12 protein-coding genes are annotated in these 20,848 nt (G+C 39.8%); 1 reads left to right on the forward strand and 11 read right to left on the reverse strand.

Annotated features, from left to right (window positions below; genetic code table 11):
- Window positions 1-13 precede the first annotated feature (13 nt).
- From G608_RS0102580 to G608_RS0102620, 8 genes are all read right to left on the reverse strand, one after another.
- Window positions 14-1,888: an ATP-dependent helicase gene (locus G608_RS0102580; RefSeq protein WP_196810118.1), complete on the reverse strand. Its 1,875-nt coding sequence runs from the start codon at window positions 1,886-1,888 to the stop codon at window positions 14-16.
- Window positions 1,875-3,332: a glutamate--tRNA ligase gene (gltX, locus tag G608_RS0102585; RefSeq protein WP_026494704.1), complete on the reverse strand. Its 1,458-nt coding sequence runs from the start codon at window positions 3,330-3,332 to the stop codon at window positions 1,875-1,877. The genes G608_RS0102580 and gltX overlap by 14 nt, the downstream gene beginning before the upstream one ends.
- 18 nt (window positions 3,333-3,350) lie before the next feature.
- A complete protein-coding gene (locus G608_RS0102590) occupies window positions 3,351-3,599 on the reverse strand; it encodes a FeoA family protein (RefSeq protein ID WP_026494705.1) in 249 nt (82 codons plus the stop codon).
- A 109-nt stretch (window positions 3,600-3,708) separates the two neighbouring features.
- Window positions 3,709-4,632, reverse strand: a complete 924-nt coding sequence (gene aguB, locus G608_RS0102595; RefSeq protein ID WP_081677257.1) for an N-carbamoylputrescine amidase — start codon at window positions 4,630-4,632, stop codon at window positions 3,709-3,711.
- A 15-nt stretch (window positions 4,633-4,647) separates the two neighbouring features.
- Complete coding sequence (aguA, locus tag G608_RS0102600) at window positions 4,648-5,814, reverse strand: agmatine deiminase (RefSeq protein WP_026494707.1); 1,167 nt, start codon at window positions 5,812-5,814, stop codon at window positions 4,648-4,650.
- Between the two features lie 315 nt (window positions 5,815-6,129).
- Window positions 6,130-6,759: a uracil phosphoribosyltransferase gene (upp, locus tag G608_RS0102610; protein WP_026494709.1), complete on the reverse strand. Its 630-nt coding sequence runs from the start codon at window positions 6,757-6,759 to the stop codon at window positions 6,130-6,132.
- 122 nt (window positions 6,760-6,881) lie between these two features.
- Window positions 6,882-8,042, reverse strand: coding sequence for a carboxynorspermidine decarboxylase (nspC, locus tag G608_RS0102615; RefSeq protein WP_026494710.1), 1,161 nt, complete (start codon window positions 8,040-8,042; stop codon window positions 6,882-6,884).
- Between the two features lie 67 nt (window positions 8,043-8,109).
- Window positions 8,110-8,814 carry a tRNA threonylcarbamoyladenosine dehydratase gene (locus G608_RS0102620; RefSeq protein WP_026494711.1) on the reverse strand — a complete coding sequence of 235 codons (705 nt, stop codon included), beginning with the start codon at window positions 8,812-8,814 and terminating at the stop codon, window positions 8,110-8,112.
- Window positions 8,815-8,951: 137 nt separating this feature from the next.
- Between G608_RS0102620 and G608_RS0102625 the strand changes: the two genes are divergently transcribed.
- Window positions 8,952-9,317, forward strand: a complete 366-nt coding sequence (locus G608_RS0102625; protein WP_026494712.1) for a response regulator — start codon at window positions 8,952-8,954, stop codon at window positions 9,315-9,317.
- Window positions 9,318-9,378: 61 nt separating this feature from the next.
- Here the strand turns inward: G608_RS0102625 and G608_RS0102630 are convergent, their stop codons facing one another.
- Genes G608_RS0102630 through G608_RS0102640 form a run of 3 tightly spaced genes read right to left on the reverse strand, consistent with a single transcriptional unit; the run spans window position 9,379 to window position 20,786 of the window.
- On the reverse strand, window positions 9,379-9,861 hold the full coding sequence (locus G608_RS0102630; protein ID WP_026494713.1) for a hypothetical protein: 483 nt from the start codon (window positions 9,859-9,861) through the stop codon (window positions 9,379-9,381).
- 12 nt (window positions 9,862-9,873) lie between these two features.
- A complete protein-coding gene (locus tag G608_RS0102635) occupies window positions 9,874-15,591 on the reverse strand; it encodes a leucine-rich repeat protein (RefSeq protein ID WP_026494714.1) in 5,718 nt (1,905 codons plus the stop codon).
- Complete coding sequence (locus tag G608_RS0102640; RefSeq protein WP_026494715.1) at window positions 15,591-20,786, reverse strand: leucine-rich repeat protein; 5,196 nt, start codon at window positions 20,784-20,786, stop codon at window positions 15,591-15,593. The genes G608_RS0102635 and G608_RS0102640 overlap by 1 nt, the downstream gene beginning before the upstream one ends.
- Window positions 20,787-20,848 lie beyond the last annotated feature (62 nt).

Raw genomic sequence — 20,848 nt, forward strand, 5'->3', positions numbered from 1 at the left:
ATCATCGTTTTCATCATCGGGCTGTACAAAAATATTCACTTAGTGGTCTTAAAAAGCCAGAACGCATGGAAGGATTTTCCTTAGTCCCCCGAACATAGCTAAGACAAAGCTCTTTCTTTGCTCTTGTCATGGCAACATAGAACATTCGTCTTTCTTCCTCAACGTCAGCTGCAGAGATACTTCTCCTTGAGGGAATGATTCCCTCATTCAGGTCAGGAATAAAGACATTATCGAATTCAAGACCCTTTGATGCGTGCATTGTCATAATTTTTACGCCTTCTTTATTTACAAAGTCTGTATTCTTTGAAATTTCCTTGATTTTTTCCTGCTCCTTAAGATACTCTTCAAATTCACTGTATTCTTCAAATCCTCTGCACTGCTCCATCAGGTCATCAAGATCCTTCATTACCTCATCAAGCCTTGCCTTATCAGATAAATATTTGTCCTTTAGGTATTTGTTAAAGCCAAGTACGTTTCTGATATAATGAATTGCCAGATACGGCCTTAAGGAGCGTATCATTCTTACATCCCTCTCAAGCTTTTTTACTGAATCTGCCGTACTCATTCTCCCTTTTTTCACAAAATAGGCTGCAAGCTTTGATAGCTCCACGGTATCATCAGTAAGGCTCTCTCTTGTAATATATCTTACAGGCTTATTCATTATCTTTAGGAAATCACTTCTTTTAAATCCGTTATTAGAAAATCTCAGATAGGATATTACATCACTCACTCCATTCTTCTCGTAAAAAAGCGTTATGCGCTCCCTATAGGAGCATGGAATATCTCTGTTTATAAGATATTTCGCCATTGCGGTCGCTTCGGTATTAGTTCTGAAAATAATCGCTGTATTCTTCAGACTTAGATTCTTTAGTTTGTCTGCAATATAACTATACTCAGAGTCTTTATCCTCGAAGGTAAGCCCCGTTATATTTCCTCTATTCTGGCTGCCTGCCTTAATGTCCTTCTTAAATCTGATATTGTTTTCATCTATTACCTTAAGACTTCCTTCTAATATTTCTTTAGAGCATCTGTAATTAACATCCAACAGAATTTCCTTTGGCATATAGAAATGCTTCTTAAAATCCAGCATAAATTCAGGTCTTGAACCTCTAAATCCATATATGGACTGATCATCATCCCCCACCACAAAAAGATTCTCTCTTTTTCCCGCAAGAAGCTTTACTACCTCAAATTGCATTCTGTTAATATCCTGATATTCATCAATCAGAATATATTTAAATTTGTCCTGCCAAAGCCTTAAGACATCACGGTTGCTGCTAAGCAGGTCATGGCACATCAGCACCATATCATCAAAGTCAATTAATGACTGTTCCTTCATTAAACTTCTGTATTCTTTGAAAATATTAGGAAAATACTCCCTAAGCGGCACATCCTTGGATGCCTGCTCAGGTCCTGCTCCGTCATTCTTAACCCTTGAAATTTCTGATAAAAGCAGCTTTATAGTCTCTTTATCATAGTCAACGGATTTATGGTTTATCTTTTCCCTCGCCTGTAAATCCTTAAGAATGTGCCCAAGACAATTATATTTGTCAGCTTCGCGCATAATGGTAACAGTATTATTAGTCCTGCTTCCGCTTTGCTGTAATATTTGATAAAAACATGAGTGGAATGTTCCAAAGAGAACCTCTGGATACATGGAATTTGTTTCTTTGGTAAATCGTTGCTGCATCTCGATTGCTGCAGCCTTGGTAAAGGTTATTACCAGAATACTTCCGGGACTTACGCCTTTTTCAATAAGTCGTATTACCCGTTTTATTATTACGAAGGTCTTACCGCTTCCCGGTCCTGCTATGACACAGGCAGCACCCTCTCCGTGCTCTATGGCACGGAGCTGTGCGGGATTACCTGTCATTTTATTTTGCTTCAAGCTTTTCGATAGCCTTGTTAAGTCTGTCTAAGGTCTCTTCCTTGCCGATTACTTCCATAAGCTCGGTAGCTCCGCAGGGTGTCATAGCTTTTCCTGAAAGAGCGATACGGATAGGCCAGAGAACATATCCGTTCTTGTATTCCTTAGCCTTAATGTAATCCTGAAGTGCAGCATAGAGTGCATCATTGCTGTAATCTGTCTGTGCCTCAAGTATAGGCTTAAGATCCTTAAGAACTGCAAGAGATGACTCCTCATCGGTCTTCATCTTCTTGTGCTTGTAGATTTCTGTTTCGTAGGCTGGAACTTCTTCGAAGAAATCTATCATTTCTGCTATATCAGGCCATATCTCGATTCTGGTCTTGATCATAGCTGCGATCTTGGTAAAATCAAGATCCTTTTTAATTACTTCCTTCATATAGGGAAGTGCAAGCTCATAGAACTTATTATCATCCATGGCCTTAAGATATTCGCCGTTCATCCAGCGAAGCTTTGTGTAATCAAAAACTGCGGGAGACTTATTTATACGCATGTAATCGAACTTCTCCACAAGCTCCTTAAGACTCATGATCTCAGTATTGTCATCAGGTGACCAACCAAGCAGTGCTACAAAGTTTACAACTGTCTCAGGAAGGAAGCCCTGCTCGATAAGATCTTCAAATGAAGAATGTCCGCTTCTCTTACTGAGCTTATGATGATCCTCATCAGTGATCAGAGGGCAATGGATGTACTTCGGTACTTCCCATCCAAATGCATCATAGAGTCTGTTGTACTTAGGTGATGAAGAAATATACTCGTTACCTCTTACAACATGTGTGATGCCCATAAGGTGATCATCAACTACATTTGCAAAATTGTATGTAGGATATCCGTCAGACTTGATAAGTACCATATCATCAAGCTCTGAATTATCAACAGTGATATCGCCGTAAAGCTCATCATGGAAGGTTGTGGAACCCTCTCTGGGATTGTTCTGACGTATAACATAAGGCATACCTGCCGCAAGGTTTGCTTCAACCTCTTCCTTACTAAGGTTCAGGCAGTGCTTATCGTATACACTTACTTCTTTTCCATCGATAACCTGAGTGAGTGTAGCAAGTCTTTCAGGAGTACAGAAGCAGTAATATGCCTCTCCCTTATCAACAAGCTCCTTGGCATACTTAAGATATATGCCTTCCTTCTGTCTGTCACTCTGAACATAAGGACCTACGCCCTTATCCTTATCGGGACCTTCATCATGAACAAGACCTGCAGACTCAAGGGTACGATAAATTATTTCTGTAGCACCCTCAACATAACGCTCCTGGTCTGTGTCCTCGATTCTTAAAATAAAGTCGCCTCCGTCATGCTTAGCAATAAGATAAGCATAGAGAGCTGTTCTTAAATTACCGACATGCATCCTTCCTGTAGGGCTGGGAGCATATCTTGTTCTAATCTTCTGTGCCATAATCTCTCCAATATTTAATTACATAACTTCCGAAAACTCTTTTTTCTCAAATTCCACTATTATTCCGGAAGCTAAGTTTCTACATAATGCAATCTGTTTCTTACCTAACTGAATGATAAGACCGCCATGTTCTTTTTTACCAATTACCTTAATATGGGAACCATCGGTAACTCCGATTGACTTAAGTCTCATTTGAAAGACAGATTGTTCGACGTTCATTCCTTTGACAAGGTAAACGCCATTCTTTTCCCCGTCAATAAGTGTCATATAAAACCTCTAAATAAAAAGTAAATATTTTAGTACAACTATCGAATTATATACCAGCATTACATTAATGAAAAGAGCATCGCTTTAATGCGATAAAGTATACTGATATTTACTGAGCGATTTCACTATAACACTCGGGTCTTCTATCTCTGAAAAGTCCCCATGAAAGTCTGTTCATTCTGATTTCATGAAAATCATAAACAGCCATGATAATTTCTTCCGACGAGCTGCTTGCCTGCCTCAGAATATCACCGGTCTCATCCGTCATGAAGCTGTGTCCGTAGAAATTAAGGGATGAAAGCTGCCCACCGTTTTCCTCAGATGGTGTCACATTTTCAATTCCCACTCTGTTGGCCGCTACAACAGGAATAATATTTGCTGCCGAATGTCCTTGCATTGTTCTCTGCCAGTGTCCTGAACTGTCTACATTTAAAATCGGTTCTGAGCCAATGGCTGTAGGATACAGGATAATATCTGCTCCCTGCAGTGCAAGGCATCTGGCCGTTTCAGGGAACCACTGGTCCCAACAGATTCCAACGCCCACTCTTCCATAGGCTGTCTCAAAAACTATGAATCCGCTGTCTCCCGGTGTGAAGTAGAATTTTTCCTGATAAAAATGATCATCCGGAATATGAGTCTTTCGGTAAACGCCAAGAATATCACCGTCAGCATCGATCATTGCAACGGAATTATACATAACGTTACCCTCACGTTCATAGAAGCTGATAGGCATTACAACGGATAATTCTCTGCAAACATCCCTGAAATGCTGAACCGCGAGATTCTGTTCGACAGGAGTTGCAAAATCATAGTAATCATAACGTCTTTCCTGGCAAAAATACTGTCTCTCAAAAAGCTCTGATAAAAGAATTATCTGTGCTCCCTGGGATGCAGCTTTTCTCACAAGCTTTTCAGCCTTTCTTATATTCTTGTGAACAAGCTCAAGGTCTGATATTTCAGGATCACCATATGCTTCTTTGCCGCATGCGAACTGTATTGCAGCAACTGTAACCGATGTATTGTCTTTGATCATTTCATCCTCCCCTGATTATTCAAAATTTACTATTTTTCTCATCATGTTACTTACAGGTGCAGGTATCTGCTGTGTAATGCAATGAATATTGCCACCTCCAAGAAGTATTGCTCTTGAAGCTATTGGAATAACCTTCCTGTTTTTGCATATTTTAGAAAGAGTTTCAACAGCCCGCTTATCACTTTCTTCATTCACTCCCCCGAATTGCGGAACAAGAACAGCGGTATTTGTAAAATAGAAATTAGCGTAGCTTGCAGCAAGTCTTTCCCCGGGCTCCCGTTCATCCTCGCCCTCTTCGAAAATATAGTTATCTATATCCTCCTGAGTGCAGGTAACAGGCGTATCCGGAACATATAACTTATGGATTTTCAAGTGTCTGCCCCTTGCATCAGTGACGCTTTCCAAGTATTCAAGGTCTCTTAAAGACATCTCATACTGAGGATCTTCTTTATTATCAGTCCATGCAAGAACCACCTCTCCCGGGGCTGTAAATGCACAAACATTATCCACATGCTCATTGGTCTCATCATTATAAATTCCGAAGGGAAGCCACAAAACCTTCTTAGCTCCAAGGTAATCTTTTAGCTTTTGTTCTATTTCTTCCTTTGAGAGCTTGGGATTACGTCCCTTACTTAAAAGACAGCTCTCTGTTACCATAACTGTCCCTTCTCCGTCACAGTGAATTGATCCGCCCTCAAGAACAAAAGGATGAGCATCATAAACATCAATATTAATTGCTTCGCAAAATTTCTTAGCTACGGCATCGTCTTTATCCCAGCTGGCATAAAGCCCGTCCACTTCTCCACCCCAGGCGTTGAATTCCCAGTCGATTCCACGAATATTACCCTTAGGTCCTCTTACGAAGGTGGGTCCCACATCTCTTGCCCAGGAATCATCTGTTTCCATTGGAATTATATTAACATTATCCTTATAAGCGCCGCAGGCTTCATAAATCATTTCCCTGGCATTATTTATTTCATTTTCGCTTACAAGGACATATAATTTTTCACATTTCACAATTTGTGAAAAGATTTCACAGAATGCTTTTCTTGCATCATCCTTGTTTTTGCCCCAGCTTCCGGGCCTTTCGGGCCAAATCATCAGTGTACCGTCGTGTATATCGTACTCTGCGGGCATCGAGTAGCCATCAGTTACGGGAAATACTGCATTTCCTAAGTTCATAGTTAAAAATATTCCTTATGATAATTCACAAATTAAACACAATTAAAACACTTTTCCTTAACTTTTTACATGTAATATAAAAAACATCAAGAGATGAACCTCTTGAATAACCCCTTCATAAAAAGTAACAATCTGCACTCCGTTTCGGTCGGTGCAGAGCAATCGTCCCCGGACGATTGGAAACCCCCAAAAACACAAAACACTTTTCTTCAAAAAAGCTGGAACTTCCGTGACAAGGTTCCAGCTTTCCTTCATTAATCTGATAAAAATTATGAATGCGCCTTGCTGACGCATTCATATTTTAAATCTCACATCTTACTTTGTACCGAAGATACGGTCGCCGGCATCACCAAGACCGGGAACGATATAACGATTCTCATTTAAGAAATCATCAATATGAGCACATGTAATCGGTACATCAGGATGCTCAGAAGTAACCTTCTCAAGTCCCTCAGGGGCAGCAATCAGGCAGATAAAACGCATCTTCTGAACGCCCTTATTCTTGAAAAGCTCGATTGCATCGCAGGCTGAACCACCTGTTGCAAGCATGGGATCAAGAATAATAACTTCTCTGTCTCCGATATCCTCGGGAGCCTTGAAGAAGTAATTAACAGGCTCATAGGTTGTCTCATCTCTGTACATACCTACATGAGCAATCTTCGCATTAGGGATAACCTTAAGTACACCGTCGAGCATACCCATACCAGCTCTCATAATAGGAGCAAAAGCATAATTATCCTCATTAAGTCTGCCCATCTCTATAGTCTTCAAAGGTGTCTCAACAGTGGCCTTTTCCAAAGCAACATCTCTCATCGCCTCATAGATAAGATATGCGCCGATCTCGCTAACAAGCTCTCTGAAAAGCTTAGTTCCTGTGTGCTTATCTCTGAGAATTGAAAGTTTATGCTCGATCAAAGGATGATCCAAAACTGTAACATTTTTCATTGTATTTCTACCTCCGTTTATACTGCATAAGATTCTAACATATAAAAGACCTAATATACATAAAAAATTGTATGTAATTTGAATTAATATAAATTAAGTAATTCCATTCATATATTTTTCATTTAAAGTCTCATTTTAAAATCCGAGTAATCAAAATGTTTAACTATTTCGCATCTGTCCTCATCATGCATCACCGCTATGTCCGGAAGCGGCATTCCGTTAAAGGTATTGTTTTTGACCATGCTGTAAATTGCCATATCCTCAAACACAAGACGGTCACCTATATTAACTTCTTTATCGAAGCTGTAGTCACCGATTACATCTCCCGCAAGGCAGGTCCTTGAAGAAAGCCTATAGGTATAGCTCTTTTCATCTGCCTCACCGCTATGTCTAAGAGGCGGTCTGTAAGGCATTTCAAGTACATCCGGCATGTGGCAGGCAGCAGAAGTATCAAGGATGAGCACAGGATATTTTTCAGTATTTACTATATCCATTACCGTGGTTATCAGATATCCGGCATCTAAAGCAATAGCCTCCCCCGGTTCAAGGTAGAGATCAATACTGTAGGTAGCCTTAATATATTTAATCAGCTCTATAAGGCCGTCTCTGTCGTAGTCAGCTCTTGTAATATGATGACCACCGCCAAGATTAAGCCATTTTATTTTTCCAAGATATTTGCCAAATCTGTCTTCAAAGGCCTTGAAGGTATCTCTCAAGGGTTCGAATCCCTGTTCACACAACGTATGAAAATGAAGTCCCTCCACTCCTTTGGGCAATTCCTCCGGCATATCGCAAAATCTTATACCAAGCCTTGACCCCGGTGCGCAGGGATCATAGATTTCATGTCCTTCCTGTGTCGAAAACTCAGGATTAGTGCGCAGTCCTACAGACAGCTTTCCTTCATTTACGGCCTTTTCCCATGCTTTTCTGTGATGTTCAAGCTGATTAATTGAATTAAATACGATGTGGTCAGCGATATTGCATACTTCTTCGATTTCATCATCATTAAAAGCCGGTTCGAATACATGAACCTCTTTATCATTCTTCTTCCCTGCTTCGTGAAACTCCTCATAGGCAAGCTTTGCTTCAAAAAGTCCTGAGGCTGTGGTTCCGGTTAGGTATTTTGCAATTAAAGGATAGGTGCTGTAGGCAGAAAATGCCTTCTGAGCAAGCAGTATTTTAGCTCCCGACTTATCCTGTACTTCCTTTAGTATTCTGCAGTTTTCCTCAAGCCTTGATTCATCTATTACATAAACAGGTGTTTTTAGTTCCTCAAATCTCATTTTTGTAAATCCTTATTGCTTATTAAAATATTTCAAGTATTCAGTGCATGATTTAATGTCACACTTATTACTTGTTAATCAGATCCTTAAAAACCTCGCTGGCAATTACAAGGCCGCAGGCAGATGGACAAAAGGCACTGCTACCGGGAATCGCCTTGTGGCGCTCCTCATCATAAAGCTTACTCTCAATAGGCTCCTCATCCGAATATACTACCTTGAGATTTTTAATATTCCTTTTTTTAAGCTCTCTTCGCATGACTCTGCACAAAGGGCAGACACTTGTTTTATATATGTCCGCTACTTTGAACCTTGAAGGATCAAGCTTATTTCCCGCACCCATAGCGCTTATTATGGGAATTCCCTGTTCCTTTGCCCTCTTAATGATTTCTATCTTAGCTGTAATTGTATCCACTGCATCAACGATATAGTCGTACTTTGAAAAATCGAAGTCATCAGCATTTTCAGGAAGATAGAAGCATTTATGTACCTCAACCTTCACCTCGGGATTTATATCCAGCATTCGCCTTTTCATTACATCGACCTTATCTTCGCCAACAGTGCTGTGAAGCGCAATTATCTGTCTGTTAAGGTTACTTTCCGCAACCGTATCACTGTCAATAAGATCAAAGGCTCCGACGCCGCTTCTGACCAGTGCTTCACAGACATAGCCGCCTACACCGCCTACTCCGAATACCGCTACCCTTACTGCCTTCAGCTTTTCAAGAGATTCCCGTCCTATTAAATTCTGTAATCTTTCAAATTGTTGATCCATAGAAATTCCTTTGTAAAGTTTATTTTTTATTAATAAATTTGTAACGATTTTTTATTGAACATTGTACCGATTTGTTGCAATAATTATTATATAAAAAATGATAACCTACTAACGTATTCTAGCATACGGGGGTAAATATGCGTAAACGAATTCTTATAGCAGATGACACCACATTCATGAGAGAAATGCTTAAATCCTCTCTTGATAAAGAAAAATATGAAATCGTAGGAGAAGCAACCACAGGTCAGCAGGCTGTTGATCAGTATAAAGAGAAAAAGCCTGATCTTCTCATTCTTGATATTAATATGCCTGTAATGAACGGAATAGATGCTCTTACACAGGTTATGGAAATAGATCCCAAGGCTAATGTTATCATGTGCTCCGACCAAAAGCAGGAGCCAATGATTGTGCTTGCCCTGAAAAAAGGTGCCAAGGATTTCGTTATTAAGCCCTTCCTCTCAAGCGATGTAATGAGAGCGCTCAGCAAAGTGTTTAAAGAATAAGTCAAGAAAATTCTTAGATGATAAAAGAGCTGCCACTTAAAAAGTGTGCAGCTCTTTTTGGTTATTCATCACAAACTCTGAACCATCCCTTGTACAATTTAAGATGAACGTTCATTCCAACAGGATATAACTCTTCTGTCTGACCTGTATTATATCTGATGATTCTTTTCCCTTTATCATCATCGATCAGAATTCGTAAAATCTTAGCAGGCTCTCCGTTTATATAATACTCGTCATTTATATATCCCAGAATTTTGCCCCTTAAATCTTCACCTTTCTCGTAAACCACATCGTATTTATGCTTTACAAAAATCGCTCCCCAGATCGGAACCGCAAATGAAAGCACAAGAATGGCCATAGTTACAAGCTTTATCCCGGACAGTTCACTTCCCAGAATAAAGTACTTTAAGAAAATATAGCAAAATATACCTGCAAAAACCGAAAAAACAATCAGTAAAAATATCATTACCTTATTCAGCACAGCTGCCTTACATTTAATCTCCGGTATATCGGAATCTATATTATTCTCAAAGTCTTTATTCATTAAGTGTTCCTCTTACTTTTGTACTTTAGCCTTAGAAGATAATCCCTTCTTCTTAAGAATCTTCTTGTATAATGCAAGCTTCTTCTTGGGCACCTTTACCTTAAGCTTTTTGTAGTTGCCGCTTCCGGCCTTTGAAAATGCCTTGCTTCCTACATTCTTAAGTGTAAGGTTTGTTGACTTAATTGTCACCTTCTTAAGAGCTGATGCATTATAGAATGCCTTCCTGCCTATCTTATTAACATTTGCAGTTATAGTAAATTTCTTAAGTGAAGAGCATCCGCTAAATGCACTGTCACCAATCTCCTCAATGGTATCAGACAGGGCAACACTCTTAAGTCCTGTACAATCCTTAAATGCATTGTCACCAATTGCTACAACAGTAAACTCTTCGTTCTGTATTGTTACTGAAGACTTTATGTCAGCACTTGTAAGAGTATTATCAGTGGGACCTGAAACCTTTACTTTTCGTACATCACCGGTTTCAATTACCTCATAGATAATATTATCTACAATTGTATTGCTGCCAACAGGCGCATGATTGCTTACCTTTTCTACAGCCTTGTCTTCTCCGGAAACTACGATTGTGGCACCGGGATTTTTCTTTTCCCTTACAATAATTCCAATGTTCTTGGTAAATCCATCGGATGTAACATGCATAGTATAAGTGCCGGCAACACCGATGTTCACTTCTGATGCATCAATTGTAGCATCAACCTCTGCACATGATCCGTCATCATAGCTTGCCAATACCTTTGCGCTGTTGTAATTCCATGAACTTCCTGCCTCGAACTCGGTAGCAACATCATATACGCTAAGATCAACAATAGTTCTGTCTAATGAGTAGTTCTCTGCTTCCCTTACTGAAAGGTATCCGCTGTTATTTCCGCTGCTTCCCTCTTCATTATCACAGGTAATTTCTGCGTAATAAAGCTTCTGATAGTCAAATTCTTCCGGAACAGGAACACGGAACTGTACAGCCTTCTGATCAAGTGCACTTAAGGTACCGATATTCTCTTCAGCCGCAAGGACTTTATTATTGAAATCAACGATTTCTTCGCCGCTTTCTTCGTCTATGGCCTTAGGAACATCATAAAGAGTAACCTTTACATTATCCTTAGCGGAATAGCCAAGATTCTGTGCAGCGCAGCTTATAACTATATCAGTCTCTTCAGAATCATCTGCCTTCTCACCGAATTCCCAGCTTAAGTTATCAATAGCAATATCCTCATAGCTAAAGCTTACCTTGGCTGTATTCTCTGCATATCCGGTATTGCTTCCTCCAATTGGAGTGCACTTAACTGTGTATTCTTTTCCTATATCCTGAGCTTTTACAACATAGCCATAATCAACATTAGCAGAATTACCGGACATTATTCTGGTATTAACATCAAGACTGTCTACAGTATTTCCGCTTTCATCAAGCAGCTCAACATGAACACCGCTTACAGGCTTAACACCATTGTTTGTAACGGAAAGTGTGATAGGAAGTGCGCTTCCCTGGGCTATATCACTGTCAATATATGATACATCATTAAGAGCAAGTGATTCTTTGATGTTATACTGCATAACGACAAGGTCAGACTGACCATAATTCGTTTCAACAGGGTCAGCCTCAGGATCATTAACCTTTACTTCGTTGCAAAGCATTACAAGGTTATCTCCATCCCAGATTCCATCAAACTGCTGAATTGAATTATTACGTGCTGTAAGTCTTATAGGATATCCCCAGGTATTATCGTCCTGTCTGAAAATACCGTAAATATCGCTTGCAGATTTGTGTGCACCTGCAAAAATAACGGCTTTATCTTCCCCATTCTCAAGAATACGGAACTGATCAGTAGGTATTGTTACATCTCCGCCCATAAGTGACTGAGGGTTAAGTGAATCTCCTACCTCTGAAACCATTATCTTAGAATCACTGTACCAGTACAGAACATGGTCTTTAATATAAACGGCTGAATCCATCGTTTCGTTAGATGTAGCTCTTACACCATTTACACATAACTCAAGATCCTCGATTGTATCAAGGTTCTGGTCCATATCCTCGCTGTATACTGCGTAAACCTTACCATTTCTGTAATCAACAGCAAGTGAATTCACAGAACCTGCACCTGTAACAGTTACTTCAGGTGTACTCCAGGTAGATCCGTCAAATACACTTGTCATTATTTTGTTATCTTTTTCTGCACTGAACCAGTTATTATTACTGTTTTCGATCCAGGCAGCAACAACTGTATCACCTGCATACTGAATCTGAGGCATCATATCAAGATAACCACTGTTCTCAGAGAGCTTCTCCACATCAAACTGAAGTAAAGCAGGCTTAAATTCAGCTACCTTAATTCCCATGTTTGGAGCAAGCTTATCCAAGGTATCATCTGCGGCGAATTCTCTCTCTGCATTCTGCCAGATTACAAAGGCTCTGTTGTCCTTTACACAAAGAACAGGTGCATTATCGGGTGTTCCGTCATTATCAACTGCAGCAGGATCGCTCCACTTATTTCCATCAAAATATGAGTAAGTAAGCTTAAGACTGTTCACACCGCTGTTGTCAGCATCAAGCCATACTGCAAGCTTGGTATCACCGCTGAGTCTTACCATCTGAGGCTGGCTGTCTAAATAGCTGTTCTTATGAAGTGTATCAGTAATAGCTGCATAGATATCGTTTTCAAGCTCATTTGGAGCTGCAGCGGCATTTCTTGATTCTATCTGTATGCTCTCGCCGCCAAGGTAAGATACATCTGCAACGTGATACAGATCCGCATCATACATGCTTTCCTGTATCATATTAAGCGCTTTAGGTGCTGCTGCATTTTTTGTACCTGAGCTTTCAAAAGGCCAGGTTTTATCTATCGGATCAAAATCATGTCGATATTCCAAAGCAAATAAAGTCAGCTTAAAGTAACCATTAAGTCCGATATATACGGTACCATCAGGGTTCCTTGTAGAATAGAAATTAACCTTCGGCTTAAACTTCAGTGATGCTCCGCCTCCCACTGATGCAAGCTTCTTTACACCAAGACCGGCTCCAGCTTCACCTGTGATAGCAAGCTCTATAGAACCATCAGGAATATAATTGTTTGCAAGCTGATTCTTTTTAAGGTTTAAGGTTGCCTCTATAGCACCCTTTATTGCAGCTTCCCAATAGCAGGGAACAGGACCTATAGCAAACTGTCCGTCCCAGTTAACACCTACTTCCGGACACAGGCATACCTTACCATCCAAAAACTGAACCTTACCGTTGCTGTCAACGTATCCCTCTATATAAAAGAGTATTGAAAAATCACCGGATACACCGAAGCTGACTGTAGGCTTACGGATTGCATCCTTGTACTTCTCTTTAAGTGACTTTGCGCTTTCCTTAACCTCTTTTTCAGTCTTTTTTGTTAAAGCCTCTTTTATATCCTTGAAGACATTATGCTTTTCATCTTCCTTGGAAAGTACTGTCTTTCCGCTGGTTTTCTTTTTCTTCTCTATACCGGCAACATCAATACCACCTGAAACCTGAACGATATCACCATCCACGGAAACATTTATCGGAATGTCCCATTTGTCTAATTTATCGATATCAATCTTAATCTTCTGTCCACCTATGATGAACCAGTTCTCAGGACAGCTAAAGCTAAGGTCGCCTCGTCCAAGGCTTACATTAAAGCCATCAAGTCCGTTAAGAATTTTGTTTGAAGTAGCAATTAACTGCAGCTTCATCTTTGTGGATTTACCGGCTTTATCCTTGGCTGTTATATAAATTGTTTTTGATGTATCAAATCCTTTATCCTTAAGTACTGCATTTATTTTGCCATTATCAAAAGCAAGGGATACAGCATCCTGTGAAAGGATAAGACTGTCGCATGAGCTTTTTCCCCAGTCAACATCCGCTACAATCTCTGTTTCAGTTGTTTTAAGAGGATCAATATCAAGCTCATCTACAAGTACATCCTTACTTCCGATATAAACAGAATTTATAATCGGATTGTCAGTTTCCTTCTGAAGGTAAATATCCTCTGAATCTCCAAGTTCAGATATATCAAAGACTCTTGAACGATATCCCTCAAGCATTACCGTTACATCACCGGTATCACTGACAGCCTGAATAGTAACAACACCATTGGAATTTGCCTTGAAGGTCTGTCCTTCATAAAGCACCTCTGCATCCTTAGCAAGTACATACTCAGGCTTCTTTGTCTGCTTATTTTTATTTTTGTGAATAGTGAGTATCTTTTTACCAAGCTTTGCAGGCCCCTTGGTAACAGTAACGTTACATACGGCAACATAACCGCCTGCTGTAGCTGTTACAATACACTCACCTTCTTTAATAGCTGTAACTACGCCTTTATCAACCTTGGCAATATTATTGTTGCTGCTTCCCCATATTACAGTTTTGTCGGGGTTGTTGTATTTTTCAGTAAATTCAAGAGTCAGCTCTTTGCTGTCGCCAACAGCCATTGCAAGACTTGTCTGGCTGAGCTTTAACTGCTCGGAATTAATATCCATCGCAATTTCTTCAAAGGTAAAAGAAATCAGGTCTGCGTTTGTTACTTCGAAATATGCCCTGTTGGAAATGGATTCCATAAATTCTGCAGCAAATTCTTTTGTAGAGCCGTTTAATCCATGGAAAAATCCTAGTGAATACATTTCGTAGCCACTCTCAATTGATTCAAAGAATTTGTAAACACCGGATTCATGTGAATGTCCGGGGAATCTGGCACCGCTTCCACTGAAAGAATATCCTGAGTTTGGAAGACCATCCGCCATTGTAATAATATACTTACGTTTAGCTGTTCCTTCGTTCGAAAGTATTTCATCAGCCTTTACCATACCGTCATACATAGCTGTATTTCCACTTGCAGTAAGGCCGTTTATAACACTTTTTAGGAGCGATTCGTTATTTGAAAAATGACTGCCCTGGAAGGTATATGCATGAACGTTACTTGCAAAGGTCACAATACCTATTCCTGAATCAGGATCCTGCTCAAGTATCTCAGAAATAAAGTTATTGCAGGCCTTTTTCATTTCAGTCATGGGCTTACCGGACATACTTCCAGATACATCAAGTAGAAGAACAAGCTCATGAGATTCATCTTTTGCTTTTTTATCCGGCGGTACATTCCTTGATTCGGGAGATAACTCTACGTCATCGTAAATATCTGTCGCCTCTACATCGATAACCTCAGCGTCACCGCCAGGTACGTCTACATCTGTAGCTCTGATAGCTTCAATCTCTTCTTCTGTAAGCTCCTCATTTGATTTTTCAAAAATAGAAGAATCAAAATCCTGAGATTTTTCTTCTACAGATTTCTCATTTGTAGCATTATCGGCAGACTCTGTTTTTTCAGAGTCTGCGTATTCAGAAGAATCATCTGTAACAGAATCAGTCTTTTCATCCTCTGATTTTCCTGCTGATGCATCTTCTGGGCTCACAGCTGATGAATCATCAGCTGTAACCTCTGTAGTATCAGCAACATTAGCATTATCACTTGCGATCTCAGAGTCTGAACTATCATCTGATATCTCTACAGTTTTTCCTTCTGTAGCTGCATCACTAACTGTTTCCTCTGAACCGGCAGAATCCGAAGGCTCCGCTGATTCAAGGTCTGCTGATTCATCCCGAACTTCAAGTATTTCCTCTGCTGCAGATTCAGCATTTACAGAAATACCGGAAACAGGAATGATCGAGCTGACCATCATTACTGACATTATTATTGCCAGTATCCCCTTCCTTGCTTTCATTACTTTCCTCCTTTTTTGACCTTCTTACTCTTAACCGCAGACCATTCTCCGTATACCTTCTGTTTTGCACCATTTACGGTTATATTTCTGAACGCCCTTATTCTTACATAATACTTTTTGCCCTGTTTCAATTTACTCAAAGGCTTTTTAAGAGTACCGCTATTCTTGACGGTAACTGTCTTAGCTTTATTAAAGTCCTTGGATAATGAATATGATATTTCAAATCCATCAGCACTCTTGGCTTTATTCCAAGTCACAGTCAGTGTCTTTCCTGTGGCCTTGAGACTCTTAATACTGCATTTGTCAACTTCCGGATTTCCGGCTGTTCCTGCTAAAGTATCAGACCACTCACCGGTATATACGTGACTTGATGCGCCGTTGGTTACTGTCTTATATCCTCTTACTCTGAAGTAATATGTAGTACCTAAGCTAAGAGCAGGAATTCTTTCCTGAATACTGCTTTCTCCACTGATATATAAGCTGTTTGCATCCGGGAAAGCAGGATTTGCAGAGTATTGAAGTTCATATCCATCTGCTCCATGTAAAGCATTCCAATGAAGTAATACAGACTGAAGCATAGGTTCTGCAAGAGTGATCACAGCTTTTCCAAGTAATGTCTCTCCTTCAACCTTCTCACCTTCAATATCCTTACTTCCGCTACCTGAATTACCATTCATCATTTCATTATAGGTAGCCGCGTCAACGACTGTTACTCTGCAGGATGCCATCACACCGCTGTCATCGTTTGCCTTACATCTTATATAAGTAATACCTGATTTAATGGCTGTCACATTACCTGATTCATTTACATCAGCAATTGTCTTGTTTGATGAGTACCATCTTACAGATGTATCCGCTGCCGTAGCCGGATTGACAGTCGAGCTAAGCTTAATTGTACTTCCTACTGCCAATATTACGTCATTCTGAGTAAGCTTAATTTCATCAACAAGGCTTACAACATTCACATAGCATACAGCGATATGACCGCCATCAATTGTTTTGGCTGTAATAGTAGTGCTTCCGTTTTCTACTGCGGTAACAGTACCATCATCACTTACAGTTGCTACATCTGTGTTACTTGATGTCCAAACTATATCCTGTATATCTGCGTTTGCAGGAATAACAGATACTGAAAGCTTAACAGAGCCTGTTGCCTTGTTAAGATCAATATTGTTTTCACTCATGGCAATTCCGCTTACAGGTACATTTACATCCTTGACTGTAACCTTACAATCAGATGAAAATCCGCGTGCATTATGAGTTGCAGTAATGATCGCAACACCTTCACTTACGGGTCTTACAACACCCTTTTCATCTACAGTTGCAATACCTTCATCGGATGAAGACCATGTAATCTGCTTCTCTGTTGTGTCGAGGGGAGCTATAACAGCACTCAGCTGTCTGCTTCCACCTGTCAGCAGAATCTCCTTGGGATCAATACTTATCGAAGTCGCAGCCACCGGTGTGGATACCGTTACATTACAATAAGCTTTTATTCTTCCTGAAACGTCTGTTGCTATGATTCTTGCAGAGCCGTTTCCTACCGATGTCATGTAACCGGTAGCATCTACCGTAACAACCGAGCTGTCGGAGCTGCTCCAGATAATTGTCTTATTATCTGCATTACTTGGTTTAATAGTAGTTGACAGCTTGTATTTCTTACCAAATTCTGTAAAGCTGTACACATTTGTATTAAGCTTAATTTCTGTTACGCAGTTTTCTACTTTTATGGTGCAGCTCTTGGAATAGCCTCCGCATTTTGCAGTTATTGTTGCTTCACCTGACTTAACTCCCTTAACCTTCAGGACTGCCGGATCGTAAGGATCCTGCTGAACGCTTACAATACTTTCAGCATCAGTTGACCACTGAACGATATCCATGACTTCCTTAGGCTTAAGCTCTGCACAGATAACGCTTTCTTCTCCGATTGCAAGAATAAGGTCCTTAACATTTATTTCAAGACCTTTTACATTTGATACCGGAATAAACGTATAGCCTTTATTTGAAGCATAGGTTTCCGCAACACTTCCTGTTGAACCATAAATTATAAGCCCTGTCTGATTAAATGAAGAGGATTCAATCTTTGATGTAAATCCGTATATTGTAATCTTCTTAAGCGCACTATTATTTGAAAAAGCATTTGCGCCAATGGAGCTTACACAATAGGGAAGCTCAACCTCCTCAATTGCTGTTCCATAGAATACCTTTGAAGGTATTGTCACAAGAGATTTGCCAAGTGTTACAGTAGAAAGTCTGCTGCAACCTTCAAATGCACTGTTTCCGATTTCTGAAAGCTTATCCGAAAATTCCATTTTAGTAATACCGGCATTACCATAAAATGCGTAATTTCCGACACTCATCAGGTTTTTCGAAATATCGTAGCTATCAACACCTGCACATTTGTAAAAGGCGTACTGACCGATACTAGTTACAGAATCGGGTATCTCTACCTTTTCTATTGATTTACAGTTGCTGAAAAGAAAAGGCGCGATTGACCTTGATCTATCTGCTATTGTTACAGTTTTCAGATTTGTACAATCATAAAACGGTCCATTTTGACTGGTGCCGGCATCTGACAGATTTCTCGGAATGGTGATCTTTGTTATTTTGCTGCAACGGGCAAAGGAGCTTCCACCAATCTTAGTCAATCCATTTCCCAATGTAATGCCTGTTACATTTTCGCAGCCGTAAAAGCAAGAATCGCCAACGCTTGTAACATTGTCCGGAATATGTATCCTCTTAATTGCCTTGCACTCATAGAAAGCATACTGAGGTATAGAAGTTATCGAGTTTCCAAACTCTGCCTCAAGCAGGTTATTGCATCTGTAAAATGCATTTCTGCCAATCGTAGTAAGATTTTTAGGAAGTCTCTCTATTCTTGCCAGTGAATCCTCGTAAAAAGCATATTCACCGATACTTGTAATAGAATCCGGAAGATTTACTGTTTCAAGTTTTGAATCCAAGTAAAAAGCGTAATTTCCTAATTCTTTTACACCTGCAGGTATTTCTGCCTTTACAAGCTCTTTGCAGCTTTTGAAAGCGGAATTACCGATTTTTGTTACACCTTCATGAAGTACAACCTCTGTTAATCCGGATCCGCTAAATGCACTGTCTCCAATTTCGGTTACTGTTCCGGGGATATCAACCTTAGTCAGATACTTCATATCACTGCAGACACCTGTTGCTATTATAGTTGTTCCCTCTGCAAAAGTGAGCTTTGTAAGATTTTTACACTCGTAAAATGCACCTGAAGCAGTTGTCAGTGATTTGGGAATTACAACCGAGGTCAGTCCGGTACAGTATTCGAAAGCTCTGCTACCAAGTGAAGACAATCCCTCCGGTAAATCAATAGCTGTAATTGCTGCATCTCCTGAAAATGCATAGTTTCCAACACTTGTAAGACCACTTGATAGTTTGATATCAGCAAGCAGCTTACAGTTTTGAAAAGCGTAGTTGCCAATTTTAGTAATATTTCCGTTAAAAGTAACTTTTGTAAGATTACCGCAGTTTTTAAATAAATAGTTACTGATCGAAGTTACGCCTGCAGGTATTTTAACCTCTGTAATTCCTGTATTTTGGAAAGCATAATCTCCAATACTTGTAAGATTCTCCGGAAGCTGAATCTTTTCCATGGCAGCACAATCGCAAAAGGCAGCTTCACCGATTGTTTTTACCCCTGAAGGCAATTCAACACTCGTCAGTCCTGTATTTCTAAAAGCTTCCTGTCCAATCTCAGTAACCGTATCAGGAATCTGAACGCTTACAAGATTTTTCATATTGTAGAAAAGACCTTTTGCAATTTTTGTGGTTCCTTCCGTAAATTGCACTTTTGTCAGATTAGTACAACCGTTAAAGGAAAGACTTGCACTTGTTAATGTTGAAGGTATGGTAATCTCAGTAAGGCCCTTACAATCGCCAAAAGCGTTGCTTCCGAGAGTTGTAAGTCCCTCAGGTAAAACGAGCTTTGTAATAGCTGTGTCTCCTGAAAAGGCATAGCTGCCCACACTGGTAACACCATTGGGAAGTACAATCTCAGTCAATGAAGAGTTGTAATAAAATGCATAGCTTCCTATACTTGTCAGGCCTTCATTGAAATTAATATCAGAAAGCAAATTACAGTTCTGGAATGCATAATTAGGAATAGAAGTAATTGTTCCCTCAAATTCTACTTTCTTAAGACTCTTACAATTTGCAAATACATATGTTCCAAGTGAAGTTACACTTTTGGGAATAACTATTTCAGCTATTCCTGTTTGATCAAATGCATAACTTCCAATGTTGGTGATATTCTCATTAAGCTTTACAGACTGTATGTTTTTACAATCAAAAAATGCATTATTACCTATTGTTGTTAATCCTTCCGGCAATGTGATACCGGTAAGTCCTGTACTTCTAAAGGCCTCTGATCCAATTTCAGTAACAGAATCGGGGATTACCGCGGTTGTAACCCCGGATAAATTGTAACAAATGCTGTTAGGAATCTTTTTAATACCATCCGCGAATACTATCTTCGATAAATTCTTGCAGCCACTAAAAGCAGTGCTGGCACTTGTAACAGTAGAAGGAATTGTTATTTCCGTAAGAGCTGTACAACTATTAAATGCACTGCTACCGATTGTTACAATACCCTCACCAAGGACAACCTTTGAAAGAGCTGTATCATTGATGAAAGCATTGGATTTAATTTCGGATACACCCTCCGAAACAGTTACCTGTTCCAGTGACTGACATTTTCCAAAGGCATAAGCGCCTATAGAATTCACGTTTTTAGGAATAATCAATGACTCGAGACCTGTATCGTAAAATGCATAGTCTCCGATTTTTTTGATATCAGAACCAAAACTTACTGTTTTTAATTCTGTACATGACATAAAAGCTCTGTTTCCAACAGAAGTAACTCCGTCTTTAATAACAACGCTTTTAATAAGAGAACTGCTATCCTTCCATGGTACATTTGACGCATTGCTATAACTTGACATATCTCCTGTACCACCTATTGTAAGAACTCCTTCGTCAGAAAAAGTCCATTTCACATTTGTACCACATTCACCGGATGCGGTAACCTCGCCGGCTTCGCTTAATACAGCTACCGGTTCCAATGCAGAAGCATCTTCCTCTGCATAAACATCAACGCCCACAAATAAGCACGTCAGGCAAACTGCCAACGCGCTTATAAAAGCCCCACTTTTCTTCATCTTTCCTCCACACTTTCCCCAAAGTTTTTTAATATTTAATGCTTTCCATACCGGACCCCTTT

The organism is Butyrivibrio sp. WCD3002, from assembly GCF_000424265.1.
Taxonomy (GTDB): Bacteria; Bacillota; Clostridia; order Lachnospirales; family Lachnospiraceae; genus Butyrivibrio.